We start from the raw sequence: 18,529 nt of genomic DNA on the forward strand, positions 1-18,529 counted from the left end.
GTCACGCGGGGTGCTCTACGCATCGCGCCCTCGACCGATGAGCGCCATCACTTCGGCACGCTCCACGGGATCGCTCAATGCGCCGCGCGAGGCGAGGGTCACGGTCGAGCTTGCCGTTTGGCGCGGGCCGCGGGCTGACACACAACCGTGCACGGCATCCACGACCACGAGCACTCCGCGAGGGGAAAGCCCTTCATCGAAAGCGTCGGCAATCTCTTCAGTCAGTCGCTCCTGCAGTTGTGCACGAGCGGCGATCGTCTCGACCACCCGGGCGATGTTGCCGAGCCCGATGATGCGCTCATCCGGAATGTACGCGACGTGGGCGACGCCCAAAAATGGCAGCAAGTGGTGCTCGCACATCGAGCGGAACTCGATGTCGCGCAGCAGCACGAGTTCACCGGTTTGGTCTGCCTTCGCGGTGAACTCGATACTGTCTGACAGGTGCGTGAGCGGGTCGATCTCGTTGCCCGCAAAGAACTCGGCGTACGCCTCGGCAACCCGACGCGGGGTGGCAGTCAGGCCAGCCCGTTTCGGGTCCTCTCCTACGGCATCCAAAATCTCGGCTACCGCAGCTTCGATGCGTGCGAGGTCGATCGACATGCTGCCCCTAGGCCGGTGCTACACCCGGCGACTTGCGTGGCCGTGGAGTGCGTGCCGGCTTCGATGGCGTGGTGTCGTCATCCGTTGCTTCAGAGTCTGCGTCAACAACCTTTTTCTTAGGAATCTTGATGGGAGGCAGTTGCGAAACGGGGCGGGCGTCACTCGAAAGCCACTGGGGGCGCTCGGGCAACTTGGCCATTCCCTTGAAGATCTTGTCGAGCTCAACGTGGTCGAGCGTCTCTTTCTCCATGAGTTCGCGGGCAAGCTTGTCGAGCACCTTGCGGTTCTCGTTGAGCATCTGCCAGGCCTCGTCGTGGGCCTGCTCGATGAGCAACCGCACCTCGTCGTCGATGAGCTTGGCCATGTCGTCGGAGTATTCGCGGCTCGAACCCATGTCGCGCCCCATGAACGGTTCGCTAGAGCCGGAGCCGAGCTTGACCGAACCGACACGAGCACTCATGCCGTACTCGGTGACCATGCGACGAGCAATCGAGGTTGCCTTTTCAATGTCGTTGGAGGCGCCGGTAGTCGGGTCGTGGAACACGATTTCTTCCGCGACGCGGCCACCCATCGCGTAGGCGAGCTGATCGAGCAGTTCGTTACGCGATACGGAGTACTTATCCTCGAGCGGCATAACCATCGTGTAGCCGAGCGCACGACCGCGAGGAAGGATCGTGATCTTAGTGACAGGGTCGCTATTGCGCATCGAAGCGGCAGCCACGGCGTGACCACCTTCGTGGTAGGCCGTCACGAGCTTTTCTTTCTCGTTCATGAGGCGCGAACGACGCTGCGGCCCGGCCATAACGCGGTCGACGGCCTCGTCGAGAGCACGGTTGTCGATGAGCTGCGCGTTGGAGCGAGCGGTCAACAGGGCTGCTTCGTTGAGCACGTTGGCAAGGTCTGCACCGGTGAATCCGGGTGTCTTGCGAGCAAGAACTTCCAGATCGACACCTTCGGCCATGGGCTTGCCCTTGGCGTGCACTTCGAGAATCTGCTTGCGGCCGCCCTTGTCGGGAGCATCCACACCGATCTGGCGATCGAAGCGACCCGGGCGCAGCAGCGCGGGGTCGAGAACGTCGGGGCGGTTGGTAGCAGCGATCAAGATCACGTTGGCGGTGGCGTCAAAGCCGTCCATTTCAACCAGCAGCTGGTTGAGGGTCTGCTCGCGCTCATCGTTACCGCCACCGATTCCGGCACCACGGTGGCGACCGACAGCATCGATCTCGTCGATGAAGATGATCGCGGGAGCGTTCTGCTTGGCCTGCTCGAAGAGGTCACGAACACGGCTTGCACCGACACCCACGAACATTTCGACGAAGTCAGAACCGGAGATTGTGTAGAAGGGCACGCCAGCTTCACCCGCGGTGGCCTTGGCCAACAGGGTCTTACCGGTTCCGGGAGGGCCGTACAGCAGTACGCCCTTCGGAATGCGAGCACCAACAGCCAAGAACTTGGCCGGCTCCTTCAGGAAGTCTTTGATTTCTTCCAGCTCTTCGATGGCCTCGTCAGCACCAGCGACATCCGCGAACGTTGCCTGCGGGGTGTCTTTACCCACGAGCTTGGCCTTCGACTTGCCGAACTGCATGACCTTGCCGCCGCCACCCTGCATGCGGCTGAAGATGAAGAAGAAGATGATGCCGATGATCAGGAACGGCAGCATGATCGAGAGGAACGAAACGAAGAAGTTCTCCTGAGGAACCTGGTCGTTGAATTCCTTCACGTCGGCGCCGTTGACCGCAGAAACGATCTCGGTGCCACGCGGCGCTACGTAGTAGAACTGCACCTTCGTGCCGTTGTCGCCGTCAGCTTTGGAGAGCTCGAGGTCAACGCGCTGCTCACCGTCAATGATGGTGGCTGAGGACACCGTCGATCCCTGAAGAAGGTCGAGGCCCTCTTGAGTGGAGATCTCTTTGTAGCCCTCGCCTAGGAGCAAGCTCGCGGCGATCGAGACGGCGGCGATACCGATGATGATGTACGGGACCGGGCCGCGAAAAATGCGCTTAAAATCCATGATGTTCCGAGTCGGGTGACCCAGTGCCTCTCTCTGAAGAAACGTGCTGCAAGGTTACCGGTATCGCGCTGCAAGACCACTGCGTGTTTGCCCTCGGCGTAATGCGTGCTGGGCCCCGTTGTGGTTACTCAGGACGCAGCCACGGTCGCGGCGAGCGCTGATGTCTGCTGTGCTACTCGTTTTCGGCTGTAACGGTGAAGGTCTGAACGCGCGGCGGAAGCTCTGGACTCATCAAGATGTGGCACTTGAGTCGTCCGCGCTCTCCCGCGATCGTCCAGTTCGTCGCAGCCGGAGTATCGCTGAGGGTGCGCGGCAATTCCGTGAGCGGAGCGCTCGTGAGCGGCCCCACTTCGGCGATGGCTTGTGCGATCCCTGCGATGCGTTCTGTCCACGGAACATCGAGCGCCAGGTTCACGGCGGCGAGCTCGTCGGCGGTAGGGGTATCCCACTGACGAACAAGCCCGTCGAACACCTCGCGCGCTGCACAAGTTTCGGGCCACGCCGGAGCAGGCGTCGTCAACTCGCCATAGGCGGTGAGGGCGGCCTGCAGAGCCTGCGTCGCCGGAATCGAGGATGCTGCAAAGGTGCCATTCTCGAACGCCACGATGCCGAGCCCCGTCGGCGCGTGCCAGCGCATGTGGGCACTCACGCCGGGGTAACCGCCCGAGTGCGACACGATTTTCGTCGTACCCTCATCGATGAACAGGCCGTAGCCATAACCGTGCGCGGTCGGCTCGGAGAACTCGGCGACCTTCGACATGCCCGTGGGCACCGCACGCTGAATCTGCTGAAGTTCACGGCGGCTAGCGGCAGACAGGGGTCCGTCTGAAGTGTCCTCCGGATCGAGGGCACCCGCGAGCCACAGCGACCAACGAACAAGGTCGGTCGCGCTGGAAAACAAACCACCCATGGCCGAGAAGACTCCGGGCCCGGTGAACGGCTGAACCTGCCACTGCCCATTCGCGAGTCGGTAACCGAGGGCGGTATCGGCATCCGGATCTTCGGCAAAGGTCGTCGAGGTGAGACCAAGCGGCTCGAGAATTTCGGCGGCGATTGCTTCGATGTACGGGCGACCCGTGATCTCGGCAATGACTTCACCGAGCAGGGCGTAGCCGAGGTTCGAGTACTCAAAGCGAGTGCCGGGCAAGCTGGAATAGCGGATGCCCGCCGCCATGAACTCGTCGAGCTCGGCCCGCGTCATCTCCTCTACGCGGTCGCCCCACGGGTTATCGGTCGGGAACCCCGCCGACATCGTCATGAGCTGACGCACACTCGGAGTCACGGGAGCCGCCGCGGGCTCGAGAGCGGTGAAGGCGGGAACGAAGTCAGTGATCGGCGCATCGAGGTTGAGCTGGCCACGATCGCGCAGCATCAGCAGCATCGTGCACGTGAAACTCTTCGTGCACGACGCGATACGGAACACCGTGTCACGATCGGGAACGTTGCCCTCGCCGAGAACTTTCTCGCCGTAGCCACCCTCCAGCACGATGCCGTCGGGTCCGAAGACCGCGAAGAACGATGCTGGGGCCTTCTGCTCGGCTACCCGATTCTCGAACAACCCAACGATCTCGCTGGACGCCTGATCAATTACTGCCTTCGCCCGCATTCAGCCGGCCCTACGCGTATACGTGGGGCGCGAGTACTGCAATACCGCGAAGGTTGCGGTACTTCTCGGCGAAGTCGAGGCCATAACCGACCACGAACGCGTTCGGGATGTCGAAACCGACGTACTTGACGTCAACCTCGACCTTGGCGGCATCCGGCTTACGCAGCAGGGTGCAAATTTCTACCGAGGCAGCGCCACGGCTGCGCAGGTTGCCGAGCAGCCACGAGAGCGTGAGGCCCGAGTCGATGATGTCTTCCACGATGAGAACCTTGCGGCCCTCGAGGTCGCTGTCGAGGTCTTTGAGGATGCGAACGACACCCGAGGACTGCGTGCCGGCGCCGTACGAGGAGACGGCCATCCAGTCCATCTCGATGGGCAGAGCCAATTCGCGAGCCAGGTCGGCCATCACCATGACGGCACCGCGAAGCACGCCAACCAGCAGCACCTTCTCGCCGGCGTAGTCGATCTCGATCTGACGCGCCATCACGGCGATCTTCTCGTGGATCTCTTCTTGGGTCAGAAGGACCTCGCTGAGGTCTCCTTCGACATCGCTAAACTGCATCGCGTTCCTCACTGTGGGCCGAAAAGTGGAGTAGGTTCTCTCGTCGTTCAACCCTAACGCCGGGAACGTCGATCGGCCCCTGCCCCCTCCAGTCGGTGACGAGCCTCGCGATCTCCAGAGTGTGCGTTCGACTGAGCGACACATGGAACTCGCTGGCCACCGCCAACCTAATCAAACGCTGGCGTAGCGCGGCAGGATTCGCAGCGAGCGCACGCACCGGCAACGAGATTCCGGCCTCCGAAATCTCGGCCAAATCTTCGGCCATTTCTTCGGCAAAATGATCGAGAGCGTCGGCATCTTCGCGCGCTTGGTCGGCCGTACGCACCAAAGCGTCGCGGATGCCGGGCCCCAGTTCGCTTTCCAGCAGCGGCAAAATAGTCTGCCGCACCCGCACTCGCGTGTACGCGGTATCGAGGTTGTGCGGGTCATTCCACGCCACGATGCCGGAGTCTTCGCAGCACTGAACGGTCGTGGTTCGCGGCACAGCCAGCAGCGGCCGCAGGTACTGGCCGGTGTCCGTTGCCATCCCCTTGAGGCTGCCGGCCCCGCTGCCGCGGGCAAGGCCGAGCAACACGGTTTCAGCCTGGTCGTCGAGGGTGTGGCCGAGCAGCACACGGATCGCGCCATGCTCGGCGGCGGCAGCGGCGAGCGCCGCGTAGCGCGCGTCCCGGGCGGCAGACTCGGGGCCTCCGGCGTCACCGACGAGTACCGAGCGGATGTCGACGGGGTCGAGCCCGAGGTCGTGCGCCTGCTGCGCGGCGGCGGCGGCGACATCCGCTGACCCGTCTTGAAGGTTGTGGTTCACGATGACGGCACCGGCGCGCAGGCCAGCCTTGGACGCTTCGAAGGCTGTCGCGGCTGCCAGCGCGAGGGAGTCGGGGCCGCCGCTGAGGGCGACGAGAACGAGCGGCTGCTCTTTGACAGCGCCTGCCGATAAACCTTCGGGCACCGGCAAGGAACTGAGTGCAGTGCGCACTGCACGCCGAACATCAGCAATTGCGGGGGTCAGACGGGGGCGCCGTTCGGAGTGCATCCAGTAACGTTATTGCAGCAACCCCACATTTTTCTTAGGAGCAGCTACATGGCCGCATACGACGTTGTCGTTGAGATTCCGCGCGGAAGCCGGAACAAGTACGAAGTCGACCACGAAACCGGTCGCGTATTTCTCGACCGTTTTCTCTTCACCACCTTCGCCTACCCCACCGACTACGGCTTCTTCGAGAACACTCTCGGCCTCGACGGTGACCCGGTTGACGCGCTGATTCTGCTCGACGCCCCCACCTTCCCCGGTGTGGGCGTCTCGGTTCGCCCGGTCGCCGTGCTCAACATGAGCGACGATGGCGGCATCGACTCCAAGGTCATCTGTGTTCAGGCCAAGGACCCGCGCTGGTCGCACATTCAGGACCTGAACGACGTTCCTGAGTTCACGCGCAAGGAAATCGAGCACTTCTTCGAGCACTACAAAGACCTCGAGCCCGGCAAGTGGGTCAAGATCGACGGTTGGGGCGACGCTGCTGAAGCGGAAGCAATCGTTCAGGCTGGCTTCGAGAAGCTCAAGGCCGAAGGCCACTAGGCAGCTCTCAGCGCACACCGCGCTGCACGATCAATGGCGGATGCTTCGGCATTCGCCATTGGCGTTTAAGCGGCGAGAGCGGCTCAGCGCTCGCCTTGGTCAGCTCGAGCCGCAGCGAACCGCTCCAGCCAATCATGGCCCACTTGGATGCCGCGCGCCGCGTCGTGCTCCCAGAAGTAGCCGCTGCGCACGATGCCCGCGTTGTTGATGAGCACGTGTAATGTTCCGACTTCGGTGCGGATGCGCTCGGCGACTGAGTGCATGCCGTGCTCCCTCTACGAGAGACCTCGTTGCCTCACGCGTGTGCTCAGACGTTAGCCGAGGCTAACGCCCTTACCGGACATGAATGTGACGGGGTTCGTAGTGTCCCAGCCGTTGGGACGAACTTCAAAGTGGAGGTGGCAGCCGGTGGAGTTTCCGGTGGTTCCGACCTCGGCGATTTTTTGTCCGACGGACACACTCTGGCCGTACGACACCTTGATGCCGCCATCAATAATGTGACCGTAGGCAGTGCGCACTCCACCAGCGTGTTCGATGATGATGTAGTTGCCGTAGCCGCCGTTCCAGCCATAACCGGCGTAAACGACGGTTCCGCTTGATGCGGCGTAGATCGGTGAGCCACAGCTGGCGCCAATGTCAGTTCCCTTGTGGAAGCTGGAACCGTAGTTCGAGCTATAGCCGTACACCGACGTGATGTAGCCATAGGCGGGCTTAGTCCAACCGTTGGCGCTCGAGGAGCCTGAACCACCACTAGAGCCACCGTTTTGAGCGGCGGCGGCAGCGGCAGCCGCGGCTGCCGCAGCAGCAGCCGCCTTCTCAGCGGCGATGCGTTCTTCTTCGCGTTTCTGCACCCCAGCCTGATAGTCAGCTTCGGTGATTACGCGCTCTGCGGTGAGAGCGGCAAGCTGCGCTTCGAACTCGTCCTTGCGCTCTTGCTGTTCCGCGACGGCGGACTCTGCCGCTGCTGCTGCTGCTTGAGCTTCCTCAAACGCTTCCTCAGCGGCGATCTTCAACACTTCCAGCTCAGCGCGGGCCACTTCTGCAGCATCCGAAAGCGACTGGGCGGTGTTGCGCGCTTGGACTGCGTTATCGAAGAGAGCTGAAGTCTGCTGGGAAATCTTCGAAGACATTCCCAAGTTGTACAGCAGTGCGTCGGCATCCTGAGAGTTGGCAAGAAGGCTGGTGGTGACGTCTCCGCCGCCGGCGCGCACGAGGCGCGCGGCCAGCTCGCCGATGCGCTGTTCAGCGTCATCGGCTTCGGCGCTGGCGTCATCCGCCTGCTCTTGCAAAGCTTCCGTCTGCGCGGATTTGGCCTGGTACTTCGTGTCGGCCTCTTGCCACACGTTTCCCTTTTCTTCGGAATCCTTTTGAGCGGCAACGGCTTGATTCTCGAGCTCGACCAGCGCGGCCTTGATGCGGTCGACTACCTGCTGAGTCGCCGCTTCGTTGTTGCGGGCTTCGGTGACTTCACTCCATGTCGGGTAGTCATCGGCGAAAGCAGCCTGGCTGTTTCCCGCGACAACACTGACCCCGACGACAAGGCTGAGCGCCGCGACGAAACCGATAACTCGAAAAGATTGTGAGCGAAGCCTGGGCTTTGCTGCGGTCCCCCGACGCGCATGCATGACCTTCAATTGTTCCCCTAAACATTGTTGAGCGCCGACTAATGGCCATTAGTCACACGAATAACATTGACCACACTAACAACATGCGACCCAAAAGTCTCAACCTTTTATTGAATGCAATTGCGACATGACGGGGCACTTGTCGCCGTAGATGCCGAAGTACAGCTTCTCGGCCCGCACTCGCTGAGGCGTTAGCCGAGTTGAATGCCTTGGCCCGCCATGAACGGAACGGGGTCGGTCGTATCCCACCCGTTGGGGCGCACCTCAAAGTGAAGGTGGCATCCGGTGGAGTTTCCGGTTGTACCCACGCTGGCGATCCTTGTGCCCACGGCCACGCTCTGGCCATAAGAAACCTCGATACCACCGTCGACGATGTGACCGTACGCGGTGCGCAATCCGCCAGCGTGCTCGAGGATGATGTAGTTTCCGTAGCCACCGTTCCAGCCATAACCGGCGTAGACCACGGTTCCACTCGACGCCGCGTAAATGCCGGCGCCACAACTCGCACCGATATCGGTGCCCTTGTGGAAGCTGGAACCATAATTCGAGCTGTACCCGTAAACGGAAGTGATGTAGCCGCCAGCCGGCCGCGCCCAACCGCTCAGGCTGATCTCACCAGCATCCAAGTTCGGCACCTGTGCCGCCGCCTCTTCGGCCGCACGAGCGGCCTCACGTTCCCGCACGCCCTCAAGGTAGCTCGCTTCAGTTGCTTCACGAGCAGACGTCAAGGCTGCGAGCTGAGCGTCAAACTCGATCTTGCGCTCTTGCTGCTCGGCGAGAGCTTCTTCGGCGGCTTGAGCCGCAGCCTGAGCCTCGGCGAACGCTTCTTCAGCGGCGATCTTGAGGATCTCCAGCTCAGCGCGAGCGACCTCAGCAGCATCGGTCAGTGACTGCGCCGTATTGCGAGCCTGAACGGCGCTCTCAAAGAGGGCGGATGTCTGCTGCGAAATCTTCGCCGACATACCGAGGTTGTAGAGCAACGCGTCGGCGTCCTGCGAGTTGGCCAGAAGGCTGGTAGTTACGTCGCCACCGCCGGCACGCACGAGCCGCGATGCAAGCTCACCGATGCGTGTCTCGGCTTCGTCCGCTTCGACGCTCGCGGCATCCGCTTGTTCTTGCAAAGTTTCAGTCTGGGTGGCCTTGGCCTGGTACTTGGTATCAGCCTCTTGCCAGATGTTGCCCTTTTCTTCGGCATTCTTCTGAGCGGCCGCGGCGTCAGCCTCAAGCTGAACAAGAGCAGCCTCGATGCGCTCGACGACCTTCTTGGTCGCGGCTTCATCGTTGCGGGCTTCGGTGACGTCGCTCCACGTGGGGTAGTCGTCGGCGAAGGCGGCCTGGCTTGTGCCGGCCACAACGCTCACTCCGACCACGAGGCTGAGGGCTGCGGCGAAGCCAATCACGCGAAAAGTCAGGGGGCGGCGGGCTCTGGTTGCCGTGGTTCCGCTACTCGAATGCATGACCTTCATTATTCCCCTCGGCGCAAAAGTCTCAACCACTTACTGAACGTAGTATCAGGCGCCTCAAAAGTCGGGTACATTTAAGCCTGTTGGAAAAAGCGCTTCGAGAAATATCAGGCAGTTTGCTTCTCAGTTTGGTAAATCACGAAACGCACCGTATGCTTTTCCCTCGGTAGCTAAGAAGTTCTGTGACTTCGAGGCCCCATCGTTTAGTGGCCTAGGACACCGCCCTTTCACGGCGGCAGCACGGGTTCGAATCCCGTTGGGGTCACCAGACACACACAGAATTTAATAGCTTGGCCCTGTAGCGCAGTTGGTTAGCGCGCCGCCCTGTCACGGCGGAGGTCGCCGGTTCAAGTCCGGTCAGGGTCGCAAAACAGAAAGCCTCTTCGCAAGGAGGGGCTTTTTCTGTAGCAAGGGGCAACTCTTGCGCGTAGGAGGAAACTCTTACGGCTCTGTAGCTCAGTTGGTAGAGCGCACGACTGAAAATCGTGAGGTCACGGGATCGACGCCCGTCGGAGCCACTTGACCCTTTCCCGGGCTTCTACCGGGCGAGGGTCATTTTTTTGCCCACGTGGGCTTCCGCGCCCGACTCGGGCTCGGCCCTGCATTTCCATCGAACGCTGGCCGGCCTTCTGCCTTTCGATGTGACCGCTACGGAAATTCAGGAGATCCCGGAACGAGCGCCCAACAAGCCCAGGTTTCTTCTGAGATCTGCATGCAGGCGTTCGCCAATCTCCTGAGTTTTCGAAGGCAGGATTGAGCAACGTACCTTTACAGGCGAAATCTGAGTACGCTCTGTTCCCACGGAAGCGAAAACGCTCGCCGCACAGACCAGCGTGAGGAGCCCCTACGCAGTGAGCGCACTCCTCGAGTTTCTGGTTCTACTCTTCGCCGCGTGGCTACCGGTGAACCCGATGAACCACCGAACGCGTGATCGTCGACTTCTTGAGGCCCAGAAAGTGATGTGCGCGATTCGAGCGCTGGATGGCCGCGTTCTCAACATCGGAACCGAGTGGAGCTTTGGCGTGAGTGAGATCGCCGACCGTCAGCTGAAGTTCTCGCCAACTACGGGAATTGTTGGCAATCGCACGGTTGCCGTGCTCGCTTTAAAGCCGATTGACGGGGATCCCCGCTTCGGCACCACCCCAGGGTGGGCAGACTCGGCGCACTTCACAGTTTCGACGGGTGCTGGCGATTTAGCGTTGGCTTTTCCTAAGTACCTCACCAGCGAAGTCTTTGCGTTGCTTTTCCCTGAGCCGCAGCGCACTCCCGACAACACCCCATCACCTCGCTGAGCCAGCGAAATTTCCCCAGCTCGCGAATGCCAATGCCGCTGCCACTGCTGCCGCGACCCTCAACTTGGGGCATCTTCGCGAGCTAGCGATCGCGAGTTCTCGTGGAAAGATTTGAGAGTGACTGAACAGAACGCCGAAGCGAGCACTGAACCGGTTATTGACGACCAGCCAGACTTTCCCTGGCTCACCATTGCGATCGTCGCACAATCTATTGCGGTGGTGTGGAGCTTGTTCCCCGCGTCCGACGCAAGTGTCTCGCTCGTCATGGCTGGCATCTTCAACTTCGGCCTGCTGATCCTGCTGAAGCGTGGCCAAGGATGGGCGCGCAGAGCGTTTCTCACCCTCAGCATCTGGAGCATCGCCATCCGCAGCTTGTCCGCGTTCCTAGAGCAGTATCTGCCCAACGATTCGTTCAACGCTGACTGGGCCAACATCCTTCTCACCGCGATCGCGGCGTACGCCGTGTTTCAGCTCACGCCGCCTTCGCGCGCTCCCGAAGCGCGCCCCTAGAGACCCCGCGGAGATAGATCGTGACCGACGCGGCACGAAGTTCGCGACGGTGCCGTCACGAGAGTAAGACTCGCCGCGTCGCTTACAGAGTCGCGACCTCGAACAGGTTGCAGGCGTTGGGCCCGCCCTCGAGCCCGGTCGTGAACCACTGCTGACGCTTATCGCTTGAGCCGTGCGTCCACGTCTCGGGAATTACTTGACCCCGTGTTGACTCCTGGATGCGATCGTTGCCGACCGCAGAAGCTGCGCTGAGGGCACCACTCGTGAGCAATCACGTACATTTCGGCCAGGGGACCGCCGGTGGAACCGAAGCGCGTGCGCAGGTCGTCATAGAACGCAGTGTCAACGTAGATCGTCTCGTCGGGCGGGCAATAGAAGGGGCCGCCCGCGGCGCGAGACCCGGTCGGGATTGATTCGAGTATTGTCGTTGAAAGTCACAGACTGAATTTATGCCCGGCATCCGCTGTTTAGCCGCTTTGTTCTCGCAGTGAGCAGCCCGGTTTTGGGCCATCCCGGGCAGGAATATGCTGGAACGATGGATGACGCTACGAACTCGAGCTGCGGAGACTCCTGCACCTGCTCACCGCAGCGCAGCGCGGCGGCGCCCCTCGGCCTGCCACTCTCCACACCTCCCAGGTCTTCTGCACGCGCCGAATCAGCGACCTTTGCGCCCGGTTCCGGAAACCACCTCATCGAGCAGTCCGGAATACCCGCCGGCACCTTCGTGATGGGCGACTCCTCGGGCGATCACAACGCCGCCGATGGCGAACTGCCGCAGCATCCGGTCGCCCTGAGCGCTTTCTCAATCGATGTCACGAGTGTCACTAACGACGACTTTGCACAATTCGTAGAGGCCACGGGCTACCTCACCGAGGCCGAGACCTTTGGCAATTCAGCGGTGTTCCATCTCGCTGTCGATGCCCCCGAAGAAGACATCATGGGGCGTGCAGCGGGAGCTCCATGGTGGCTCGGAGTGAACGGTGCCGACTGGAAGCACCCCGGTGGACGCAACTCATCCCTCGAAGGCTTGGGCGATCATCCGGTGGTGCACATCAGCTTCAACGACGCGCAAGCCTATTGCGCGTGGGCGGGCCGGCGCCTGCCCACCGAAGCCGAGTGGGAGTACGCCTCGCGCGGCGGCCTCGACCAGACCAAGTATCCGTGGGGCAACGAGGAGATGGATGCCGGCGGCTGGCGCACCAACATCTTCCAGGGTGAGTTTCCCCGCACCAACACTCTCGACGACGGCTATCTCACCACCGCGCCCGTGCGAAGCTTCGAGCCCAACGGCTTCGGACTCTTCCAAACCGTGGGCAATGTGTGGGAGTGGTGCGCCGACTGGTACGACGCCAACTACTACGCGACGCTCCCTACTGACTCCCCCACTGCGAACCCCGGCGGCCCGCGTGACGGAACGGTTCGCGTGCTGCGCGGCGGCAGCTACCTGTGCCACATCTCGTACTGCAATCGGTACCGCAACTCGGCCCGCTCACAGAACACGCCAGACTCGTCGATGGGCAACGCGGGGTTTCGCACGGTGGCGCTCTAGCTAGCCGTAGACCCGCGCAATCGACAACAACTCGCGCAACGCCAGCGGCCCAACGCTGCTACGCCAGATCCCGCGCCCGCTCCGCTATCCGCTCCGGTACTCTTGAGCCATGAACTTCATCTCCGTCGTCACCGTTCTGGGCAAGGCTGTTCTCGTTGTTATTGGCGCGATCGTCATCCTCACGGGTGTCATTTTGCTTGTGAACCTTGCAGTGCCGAGCATTCTCGGTGGGTTCGCCTAACAAGCGCACTACTACGCCGCACGGTCGATCTCCTCGCCCGAGCGTGCCGATTTCACTACGCGCAGCTCCACCGTGCTCACTTCTGTACCTGAGCGACACCCGCATCTCAGCAATTCTTAGGTTAAGTCCACTCAGGGAGTTCTAGGCTGGCACTCAACCTAAGGAGAACGTAATGCGCGAATCCAGAGATGTAGTCCGGCAGATCACGGTTGCGGCGAGCGCGACCTTCGCCCTCATCGGAGCCTTCGTCGGTTCCGGAGCGTATGGGGGAACTCCCGTTCAAGAAGTTGCCGGCGGAGCACTCAGTGCTGATGCCACCGTGATCGCACCCGCCGGTTCCGCTTTCACTATCTGGAGCGTCATCTACTTTGGGCTCGTGGCCTATGCCGTCTGGCAGATGCTTCCCAAACAGACCAACACCGAACTGCACCGCCGCGTCGGCTACTGGGTGGCCGCCTCGCTCGTGCTCAATGCCGCGTGGATCCTCTCGATCCAGTTCGACATGCTCGCGCTGAGCGTGCCCGTCATCATTCTTCTGCTGCTCGTGCTCATTCGGGCCTACCTGATCACCGTAAAGCTACCGGCGGCGGGTGCGGTGGATGCCATCATCACCGACGGCACCATCGGCCTCTACCTCGGTTGGGTATGCGTTGCCACCGCCGCGAACATCGCAGCGTGGTTGAACGCCATCGGCTTTGACGGCTGGGGAATCTCGCAAGATGTCTGGGGCATTGTTGTTGTTGCTGTAGCCGGCGCTGCGGGAATCGCGCTCGCCGCTCGCGGTCGCGCCCACTTCGCCCCGGCTCTTTCGCTCAGCTGGGGACTCGCGTGGCTTGCGGTCGCCCGCCTTACGGGGGACCTCATTTCACAGCCCACTGCGATCGCTGCCATCATCGCTGTCGCTGCGGTCCTGACGAGCGCGGCTGTCTTCGCCGTCGCTCAACTGCGTGCTGAACAGAAGGCCTAATGAACGACGCCGCACCGTCACGGCGACGGTGGTGGGGGCTTCTCTTCATCAGCATCGCCGTGGCGCTGATCATCGTCGATTCGACAATCGTCAACGTGGCGATCCCCTCTGTCGTCGAAGATCTCGATCTCAACTCCACGCAGGTGCAGTGGGTTCAAGAGAGCTACACGCTTGTTTTCGCCGCGCTGCTGCTCGTGTTCGGCACGCTGGCTGATCGCTATGGCCGACGCCGCGTTCTCCTCATCGGTGTCGTCGTCTTCGCGCTTTCGTCGATTCTCGCCGCGACCGCGGCAAGCGGAGACCTGCTCATCGCCTCCCGCCTCGTGCAGGGCATCGGCGGCGCGATGATTCTCCCCTCCTCGCTCTCCACAATCAACGCCACCTTCCGCGGCCGCGAGCGCGCCATCGCGTTCGCTGTCTGGGGTTCCACCATCGGCGGAATGGCTGCGGTAGGCCCGCTCCTCGGCGGCTGGCTCACGACGTACTACTCGTGGCGCTGGGCCTTCGGCATCAACGTGCCACTGGGTGTCATCATCGTGATCGGCATCCTGGTCTTCACGATTGAATCGAAGGAACCCTCCGCCCAACGACGAGTGGATATCGTGGGCGCAGTTCTCTCCGTAGTGCTGTTCGCGTCGCTGGTCTTCGCTCTCATTGAGGGCCGCAGCTACGGCTGGTTCTTCAGCGACACCCCTCCCGCGTTCTGGACGTGGAACATCTCCCCGATCCCATTCGCGTTCGCCCTGGCTCTGGTGAGCGGCATAGTGTTTGTGCGCTGGGGCTTCGCCCGCGAGCGCGCCGGCAAGTCAACGATGCTCGCGTTCGGACTGCTGAAAATTCCGTCGTTCCGCAACGGCAACATCGCCGCGATGATCGTCTCGCTCGGTGAGTTCGGCATCATCCTGTCGCTGCCGTTGTGGCTGCAGAACGTGCTCGGTTATGACGCACTGCAGACCGGGTTCGTCATCCTCGCTCTCGCGATTGGTTCGTTCGTCGCGAGCGGTTTCGCGGGTGCATTCGGCAACAAGGTCACGCCCGTCACGATCGTGCGGGTCGGCATCGCAGCCGAGATTGTCGGCATCCTGATCGTGGCATTCGCCCTGAGCCCGGATGCGCAGTGGTGGCACATCGCGCCCGGCCTCTTCATCTACGGCTTCGGAGTCGGCCTCGCTACCGCCCAGCTCACGAGCGTGGTGCTCAAGGATGTGCCCCTCAGCCAGTCGGGCCAAGGTTCCGGAACGCAAAGCACGGCCCGTCAGGTCGGCTCCGCGCTCGGAATCGCCATTCTCGGCACCGTGCTCTTCGCGAGCCTCGGCACCGGGCTCGACGCCAAGCTCGCCGAGCGCGCCGACATTCCCGCCGAAGCCCGCAGTCAGATCGTCGACCTCGTGGTCGACTCTGCGGGCACCGGAATCAGCGCGCTTGATGCTCAGTCGCCGGATGCCGCAGCCGACGCCCGTCAAGCCTTCACCGACTCGACACGGTATTCCGCGCTCGCGGCTGCTGGATTCTTGGCGTTCGGGTTCCTCGCGAGCCTGCGCCTCGACAGCGGACGTCGCGGCGATGACGACGCCGAGGGCTCCGCCACAGAAGCGGGCTCCACTACGACTACGAGCGAACCGTAGCAACGGGCCCGCCCCCGCAAGTCGCCCCCTCGACAGAAGGCTAGCTAGCAGTCAGCTCGAGCCACTCCGACACAAAAGAGGCTGGTTCCCCGCACAATGCGGGGGACCAGCCTCTTTTAGTGCCGACGCTTAGCGGCGCTTCTTCTGCTTGAGATCCTTTTCGTGCACGGGCTCTTCGCCCGAGGCACGGCGCGTGGCGTAATAGTCGCGAGCCTCGTTCTGGCGCTTCGCTTCGATACCCGAGGCAATCGGTGCGCGCACCAACTCGTCGGTCAGACCGAAAGCGGCCACGAGATCCAGAGCCTGCGGACGCAAGCGCGGCAGCAGGCGGTCGTCGATGTAGTCGGTGATGGCCTGCGCGCGGTTCGTGGAGATGCGACCGTGCATGAGGTACCACGCGAGGTTCTTCTCGATCAGAGTGAAGCCGAAGAGGTCGCGCAGCCAGGTCATGACCTGAGCGGTTTCCTTGTCTTCGATCTTCTCGATGGCGCGAGTGAACGCCTCCCACTGCAGCAGCTCACCGTGCGCGTACGCGGTCAGGATGAGCTGGTTCTGGTGACTGTTGAAGAGAGCGGCAGCCTCGGCCTGCGGAAGCTTGCTGGCCGGTCGCAACTTGCCCGCGACATCCGCCACCATTGTTTCGACCCGATCGGTGAGCAGCTGACGCTGGGAGTCAGTGTCGCGAACGTAGCCGATCGAGCGGGCGGTAGAACCGAAGTCGACCACGTTCTGAGCGAAGCGGCGAAGACCCGTGCGGTTGACGGCAGCCTCATTGACCTGGTCGGCAACGTAGTGAGCCATCGCACCCGCATCCGCCCCCGCAAACTTGCGCGAGTAGTCGGTGAGCAGTCGCTTAGCGACGAGCTGGAGCAGCACGTTGTTGTCGCCCTCGAAGGTGGCGTAGATGTCGAGGTCGGCGCGCATCTGCGTGAGGCGGTTTTCGGCCATGAAGCCGGAGCCACCGCAGGCCTCGCGGGCCTCTTGCAGGGTGTCGAGCGCGGCCCACGTGCTGAGCGGCTTGAGCGCAGCGGCGATCGTTTCGAGGTCTTGGCGGTCAGCATCGGTGTCGGTGCGGCCCGAGAAAACTCCGTCGAACTTGTCGAGGAACTCCTCGTGCGCGAAGGACATCGCGTAGGTCTGAGCCAAGCGCGGCAGCAGTCGGCGTTGGTGACGCTGATAGTCCAGAATCACTTCTTCGTTGGTGTTGCTGGATGCCGTGAACTGTCGGCGTTCCGAGCCGTACTTGATGGCGATGTTCAAGGCCAGCTTGCTCGCGAGCACCGCGGCGCCATCGAGCGAAACCCGGCCCTGAACAAGTGTGCCGAGCATCGTGAAGAAGCGACGACCGGGGCTGTCGATGTCGGAGGTGTAGTCACCGTTCTCGTCGACGTTGCCGTAGCGGTTGAGGAGGTTGGTGCGAGGAACGCTAACGTGGTCGAAGTGAAGACGACCGTTGTCGATGCCGTTCAGACCACCCTTGAGGCCGTCGTCTTCGGTCGAGACTCCGGGGAGCGGGCCGTTGTCGTCGCGTAGCGGAACGTAGAACGCGTGAACGCCGTGGTTGACGTCCTTGGTGATGAGCTGGGCGAAGACCGTCGCTGCCTTGCCGTGGAGCGCCGCGTTGCCGAGGTATTCCTTCCACGCGGCGCGGAACGGGGTGTTGATGACGAACTCATCGGTGTCGGCATCGTAGGTCGCGGTAGTAGCGATACTCGCGACATCCGAGCCGTGACCAATCTCGGTCATCGCGAAGGCGCCGGGGGTCTTGAGGCTCATGATGTCGGGCAGCCACTTGTCGTGATGCTCTTTCGTGCCGAGGTGCACGACAGCAGAACCAAAGAGGCCCCACTGCACGCCCGACTTGATCTGCAGTGACGGGTCGGCCAGAACGGTTTCCTCGAACGCGGCGATGTTTCCGCCGTGGTTGTCGTCGCCGCCGAGCTCAATCGGGAACGCGCGGTGAACGGCTTTGTTCTCGACGAGAAGCGAGAGCTGGTGCAGCACACGCTCGCGGTGGTCTTCCATAGAGAGACCGTCGACGCGGTGGAACTCGGGGTTCGACATCAGGGTGCGCGACTCTTTGCGCTCCTTCGCCCACTTACCCAACAGGTATTCGCCCAACCACTCAACATTGATGGCGGGGGCTGCGTCTGTCGTCGCGGCGGGGGAAGGTGCGGCGTCAGGGGCTGCGGTGGATGACTGCGGCGCCTCGTCGGTCGCCGTGTGGTCGTGAACCTGGGTCATGGCTATCTCGATTCGTGAAAGTTCGGTAATCGTCACGTTACGAGCGTTGCCCGTGGCCGCAAAGTGTCTCGTTCACGGTCAACCAAGTGGATGCCAGACCCACCACATCCTTTTGTGCATAAACGCAAAACAGCCGCCATAGCGTTGTGGGAATCATTATTCAGTTGCCGTTGTTGGGCTCCGTGAAAGGATGTAACTATGTCGACAATCACTCTCACCTCAGAAGACTTTGGCCAGGCGGTCACTAAAGACGGAATCACGCTTGTAGATTTCTGGGCTGAATGGTGCGGTCCCTGTAAGCAGTTCGGGCCCATCTTTGAAGCCGCAAGCGAAGCCCACCCGGACATCACGTTCGGCAAGGTAGACACCGAAGACCAGCAGGAACTCGCGGGCGCTGCAGGAATCACCTCGATTCCGACGCTCATGGTTTTCCGCGAAGGCGTACTCGTCTTCTCGCAACCTGGCGCCCTTCCCGCACCTGCTCTCGAGCAGGTCATTGAAGGAGCCAAGAACCTCGACATGGTCGAGGTTCACAAGCAGGTTGCTGCCCAGCAGGCTGCCGCCGAAGCTGGCGAAGCTCCCACGGAGCACTCGCACTAACCGGTAGCACCACCGCAGACCACAAAGGCCCCGCCGACGTCATGTCGGCGGGGCCTTTGTT

17 protein-coding genes, 3 tRNA genes and 1 pseudogene are annotated in these 18,529 nt (G+C 62.0%); 11 read left to right on the top strand and 10 right to left on the bottom strand.

Annotated features, from left to right (window positions below; genetic code table 11):
• Nucleotides 1–15: 15 nt before the first annotated feature.
• The 5 genes from folE to tilS all read right to left on the bottom strand — a co-directional run bounded on the left by folE (nt 16) and on the right by tilS (nt 5,812).
• On the bottom strand, nt 16–600 hold the full coding sequence (folE, locus tag ACWTV3_RS06450) for a GTP cyclohydrolase I FolE (protein ID WP_498477352.1): 585 nt from the start codon (nt 598–600) through the stop codon (nt 16–18).
• 7 nt (nt 601–607) lie between these two features.
• Nucleotides 608–2,611, bottom strand: a complete 2,004-nt coding sequence (gene ftsH, locus ACWTV3_RS06455; RefSeq protein ID WP_498477353.1) for an ATP-dependent zinc metalloprotease FtsH — start codon at nt 2,609–2,611, stop codon at nt 608–610.
• A gap of 172 nt (nt 2,612–2,783) precedes the next feature.
• Nucleotides 2,784–4,217 carry a serine hydrolase domain-containing protein gene (locus ACWTV3_RS06460; protein ID WP_498477354.1) on the bottom strand — a complete coding sequence of 478 codons (1,434 nt, stop codon included), beginning with the start codon at nt 4,215–4,217 and terminating at the stop codon, nt 2,784–2,786.
• A gap of 10 nt (nt 4,218–4,227) precedes the next feature.
• The gene (gene hpt / locus ACWTV3_RS06465; RefSeq protein ID WP_129072323.1) at nt 4,228–4,779 is read right to left on the bottom strand and encodes a hypoxanthine phosphoribosyltransferase; all 552 of its coding nucleotides are present in this window, start codon (nt 4,777–4,779) and stop codon (nt 4,228–4,230) included.
• Nucleotides 4,769–5,812 (bottom strand): tRNA lysidine(34) synthetase TilS, encoded by a 1,044-nt coding sequence (gene tilS, locus ACWTV3_RS06470; RefSeq protein WP_498477355.1) that lies wholly within the window; start codon nt 5,810–5,812, stop codon nt 4,769–4,771. The genes hpt and tilS overlap by 11 nt, the downstream gene beginning before the upstream one ends.
• A gap of 48 nt (nt 5,813–5,860) precedes the next feature.
• Here tilS and ACWTV3_RS06475 point away from each other — a divergent pair, with 48 nt between their 5' ends.
• A complete protein-coding gene (locus ACWTV3_RS06475; protein WP_498477356.1) occupies nt 5,861–6,352 on the top strand; it encodes an inorganic diphosphatase in 492 nt (163 codons plus the stop codon).
• Nucleotides 6,353–6,435: 83 nt separating this feature from the next.
• On the opposite strand, the gene ACWTV3_RS06480 is transcribed toward ACWTV3_RS06475, so the two are convergent.
• The 3 genes from ACWTV3_RS06480 to ACWTV3_RS06490 form a co-directional block, all read right to left on the bottom strand.
• Entirely contained in the window at nt 6,436–6,615 is a 180-nt protein-coding gene (locus tag ACWTV3_RS06480; RefSeq protein WP_498477357.1) for a hypothetical protein, read from the bottom strand.
• A gap of 51 nt (nt 6,616–6,666) precedes the next feature.
• Complete coding sequence (locus ACWTV3_RS06485; protein WP_498477946.1) at nt 6,667–7,977, bottom strand: peptidoglycan DD-metalloendopeptidase family protein; 1,311 nt, start codon at nt 7,975–7,977, stop codon at nt 6,667–6,669.
• Between the two features lie 191 nt (nt 7,978–8,168).
• Complete coding sequence (locus ACWTV3_RS06490; protein ID WP_498477358.1) at nt 8,169–9,434, bottom strand: peptidoglycan DD-metalloendopeptidase family protein; 1,266 nt, start codon at nt 9,432–9,434, stop codon at nt 8,169–8,171.
• Nucleotides 9,435–9,632: 198 nt separating this feature from the next.
• On the opposite strand from ACWTV3_RS06490, the gene ACWTV3_RS06495 reads away from it, so the two are divergent.
• From ACWTV3_RS06495 to ACWTV3_RS06515, 5 genes are all read left to right on the top strand, one after another.
• Nucleotides 9,633–9,708: transfer RNA gene (locus ACWTV3_RS06495), tRNA-Glu, on the top strand.
• 24 nt (nt 9,709–9,732) lie between these two features.
• Nucleotides 9,733–9,806: transfer RNA gene (locus ACWTV3_RS06500), tRNA-Asp, on the top strand.
• Nucleotides 9,807–9,885: 79 nt separating this feature from the next.
• Nucleotides 9,886–9,958 (top strand) — tRNA-Phe (locus tag ACWTV3_RS06505).
• 333 nt (nt 9,959–10,291) lie between these two features.
• Complete coding sequence (locus ACWTV3_RS06510) at nt 10,292–10,732, top strand: hypothetical protein (RefSeq protein ID WP_498477359.1); 441 nt, start codon at nt 10,292–10,294, stop codon at nt 10,730–10,732.
• Nucleotides 10,733–10,849: 117 nt separating this feature from the next.
• Entirely contained in the window at nt 10,850–11,242 is a 393-nt protein-coding gene (locus ACWTV3_RS06515) for a hypothetical protein (protein WP_498477360.1), read from the top strand.
• An 82-nt stretch (nt 11,243–11,324) separates the two neighbouring features.
• Here ACWTV3_RS06515 and ACWTV3_RS06520 read toward each other — a convergent pair.
• A pseudogene (locus tag ACWTV3_RS06520) lies at nt 11,325–11,634 on the bottom strand (neutral zinc metallopeptidase); the annotation flags it as partial.
• A gap of 143 nt (nt 11,635–11,777) precedes the next feature.
• Here ACWTV3_RS06520 and ACWTV3_RS06525 point away from each other — a divergent pair.
• From ACWTV3_RS06525 to ACWTV3_RS06540, 4 genes are all read left to right on the top strand, one after another.
• A complete protein-coding gene (locus ACWTV3_RS06525; protein WP_498477361.1) occupies nt 11,778–12,791 on the top strand; it encodes a formylglycine-generating enzyme family protein in 1,014 nt (337 codons plus the stop codon).
• 109 nt (nt 12,792–12,900) lie between these two features.
• Nucleotides 12,901–13,032, top strand: a complete 132-nt coding sequence (locus ACWTV3_RS06530; protein ID WP_498477362.1) for a hypothetical protein — start codon at nt 12,901–12,903, stop codon at nt 13,030–13,032.
• A gap of 172 nt (nt 13,033–13,204) precedes the next feature.
• Nucleotides 13,205–13,999: a TspO-related membrane protein gene (locus tag ACWTV3_RS06535; RefSeq protein WP_498477363.1), complete on the top strand. Its 795-nt coding sequence runs from the start codon at nt 13,205–13,207 to the stop codon at nt 13,997–13,999.
• Nucleotides 13,999–15,624: a DHA2 family efflux MFS transporter permease subunit gene (locus ACWTV3_RS06540; RefSeq protein ID WP_498477364.1), complete on the top strand. Its 1,626-nt coding sequence runs from the start codon at nt 13,999–14,001 to the stop codon at nt 15,622–15,624. Before ACWTV3_RS06535 ends, ACWTV3_RS06540 begins: the two co-directional genes overlap by 1 nt.
• A 129-nt stretch (nt 15,625–15,753) precedes the next feature.
• Here the strand turns inward: ACWTV3_RS06540 and ACWTV3_RS06545 are convergent, their stop codons facing one another.
• Nucleotides 15,754–17,868: an acyl-CoA dehydrogenase family protein gene (locus ACWTV3_RS06545; RefSeq protein ID WP_498477947.1), complete on the bottom strand. Its 2,115-nt coding sequence runs from the start codon at nt 17,866–17,868 to the stop codon at nt 15,754–15,756.
• Nucleotides 17,869–18,066: 198 nt separating this feature from the next.
• On the opposite strand from ACWTV3_RS06545, the gene trxA reads away from it, so the two are divergent.
• Nucleotides 18,067–18,468, top strand: a complete 402-nt coding sequence (gene trxA / locus ACWTV3_RS06550; protein ID WP_100388069.1) for a thioredoxin — start codon at nt 18,067–18,069, stop codon at nt 18,466–18,468.
• Nucleotides 18,469–18,529 lie beyond the last annotated feature (61 nt).

The organism is Salinibacterium sp. AL4.1 (assembly GCF_059767305.1).

Coding starts and splice junctions, on each gene's coding strand:
- ACWTV3_RS06485 (WP_498477946.1), bottom strand. CDS start 7,977: ATGCATGCGCGTCGGGGGACCGCAGCAAAGCCCAGGCTTCGCTCACAA.
- tilS (WP_498477355.1), bottom strand. CDS start 5,812: ATGCACTCCGAACGGCGCCCCCGTCTGACCCCCGCAATTGCTGATGTT.
- trxA (WP_100388069.1), top strand. CDS start 18,067: ATGTCGACAATCACTCTCACCTCAGAAGACTTTGGCCAGGCGGTCACT.
- ACWTV3_RS06460 (WP_498477354.1), bottom strand. CDS start 4,217: ATGCGGGCGAAGGCAGTAATTGATCAGGCGTCCAGCGAGATCGTTGGG.
- folE (WP_498477352.1), bottom strand. CDS start 600: ATGTCGATCGACCTCGCACGCATCGAAGCTGCGGTAGCCGAGATTTTG.
- hpt (WP_129072323.1), bottom strand. CDS start 4,779: ATGCAGTTTAGCGATGTCGAAGGAGACCTCAGCGAGGTCCTTCTGACC.
- ACWTV3_RS06540 (WP_498477364.1), top strand. CDS start 13,999: ATGAACGACGCCGCACCGTCACGGCGACGGTGGTGGGGGCTTCTCTTC.
- ACWTV3_RS06525 (WP_498477361.1), top strand. CDS start 11,778: ATGGATGACGCTACGAACTCGAGCTGCGGAGACTCCTGCACCTGCTCA.
- ACWTV3_RS06535 (WP_498477363.1), top strand. CDS start 13,205: ATGCGCGAATCCAGAGATGTAGTCCGGCAGATCACGGTTGCGGCGAGC.
- ftsH (WP_498477353.1), bottom strand. CDS start 2,611: ATGGATTTTAAGCGCATTTTTCGCGGCCCGGTCCCGTACATCATCATC.
- ACWTV3_RS06545 (WP_498477947.1), bottom strand. CDS start 17,868: ATGACCCAGGTTCACGACCACACGGCGACCGACGAGGCGCCGCAGTCA.
- ACWTV3_RS06530 (WP_498477362.1), top strand. CDS start 12,901: ATGAACTTCATCTCCGTCGTCACCGTTCTGGGCAAGGCTGTTCTCGTT.
- ACWTV3_RS06475 (WP_498477356.1), top strand. CDS start 5,861: ATGGCCGCATACGACGTTGTCGTTGAGATTCCGCGCGGAAGCCGGAAC.
- ACWTV3_RS06480 (WP_498477357.1), bottom strand. CDS start 6,615: ATGCACTCAGTCGCCGAGCGCATCCGCACCGAAGTCGGAACATTACAC.
- ACWTV3_RS06490 (WP_498477358.1), bottom strand. CDS start 9,434: ATGCATTCGAGTAGCGGAACCACGGCAACCAGAGCCCGCCGCCCCCTG.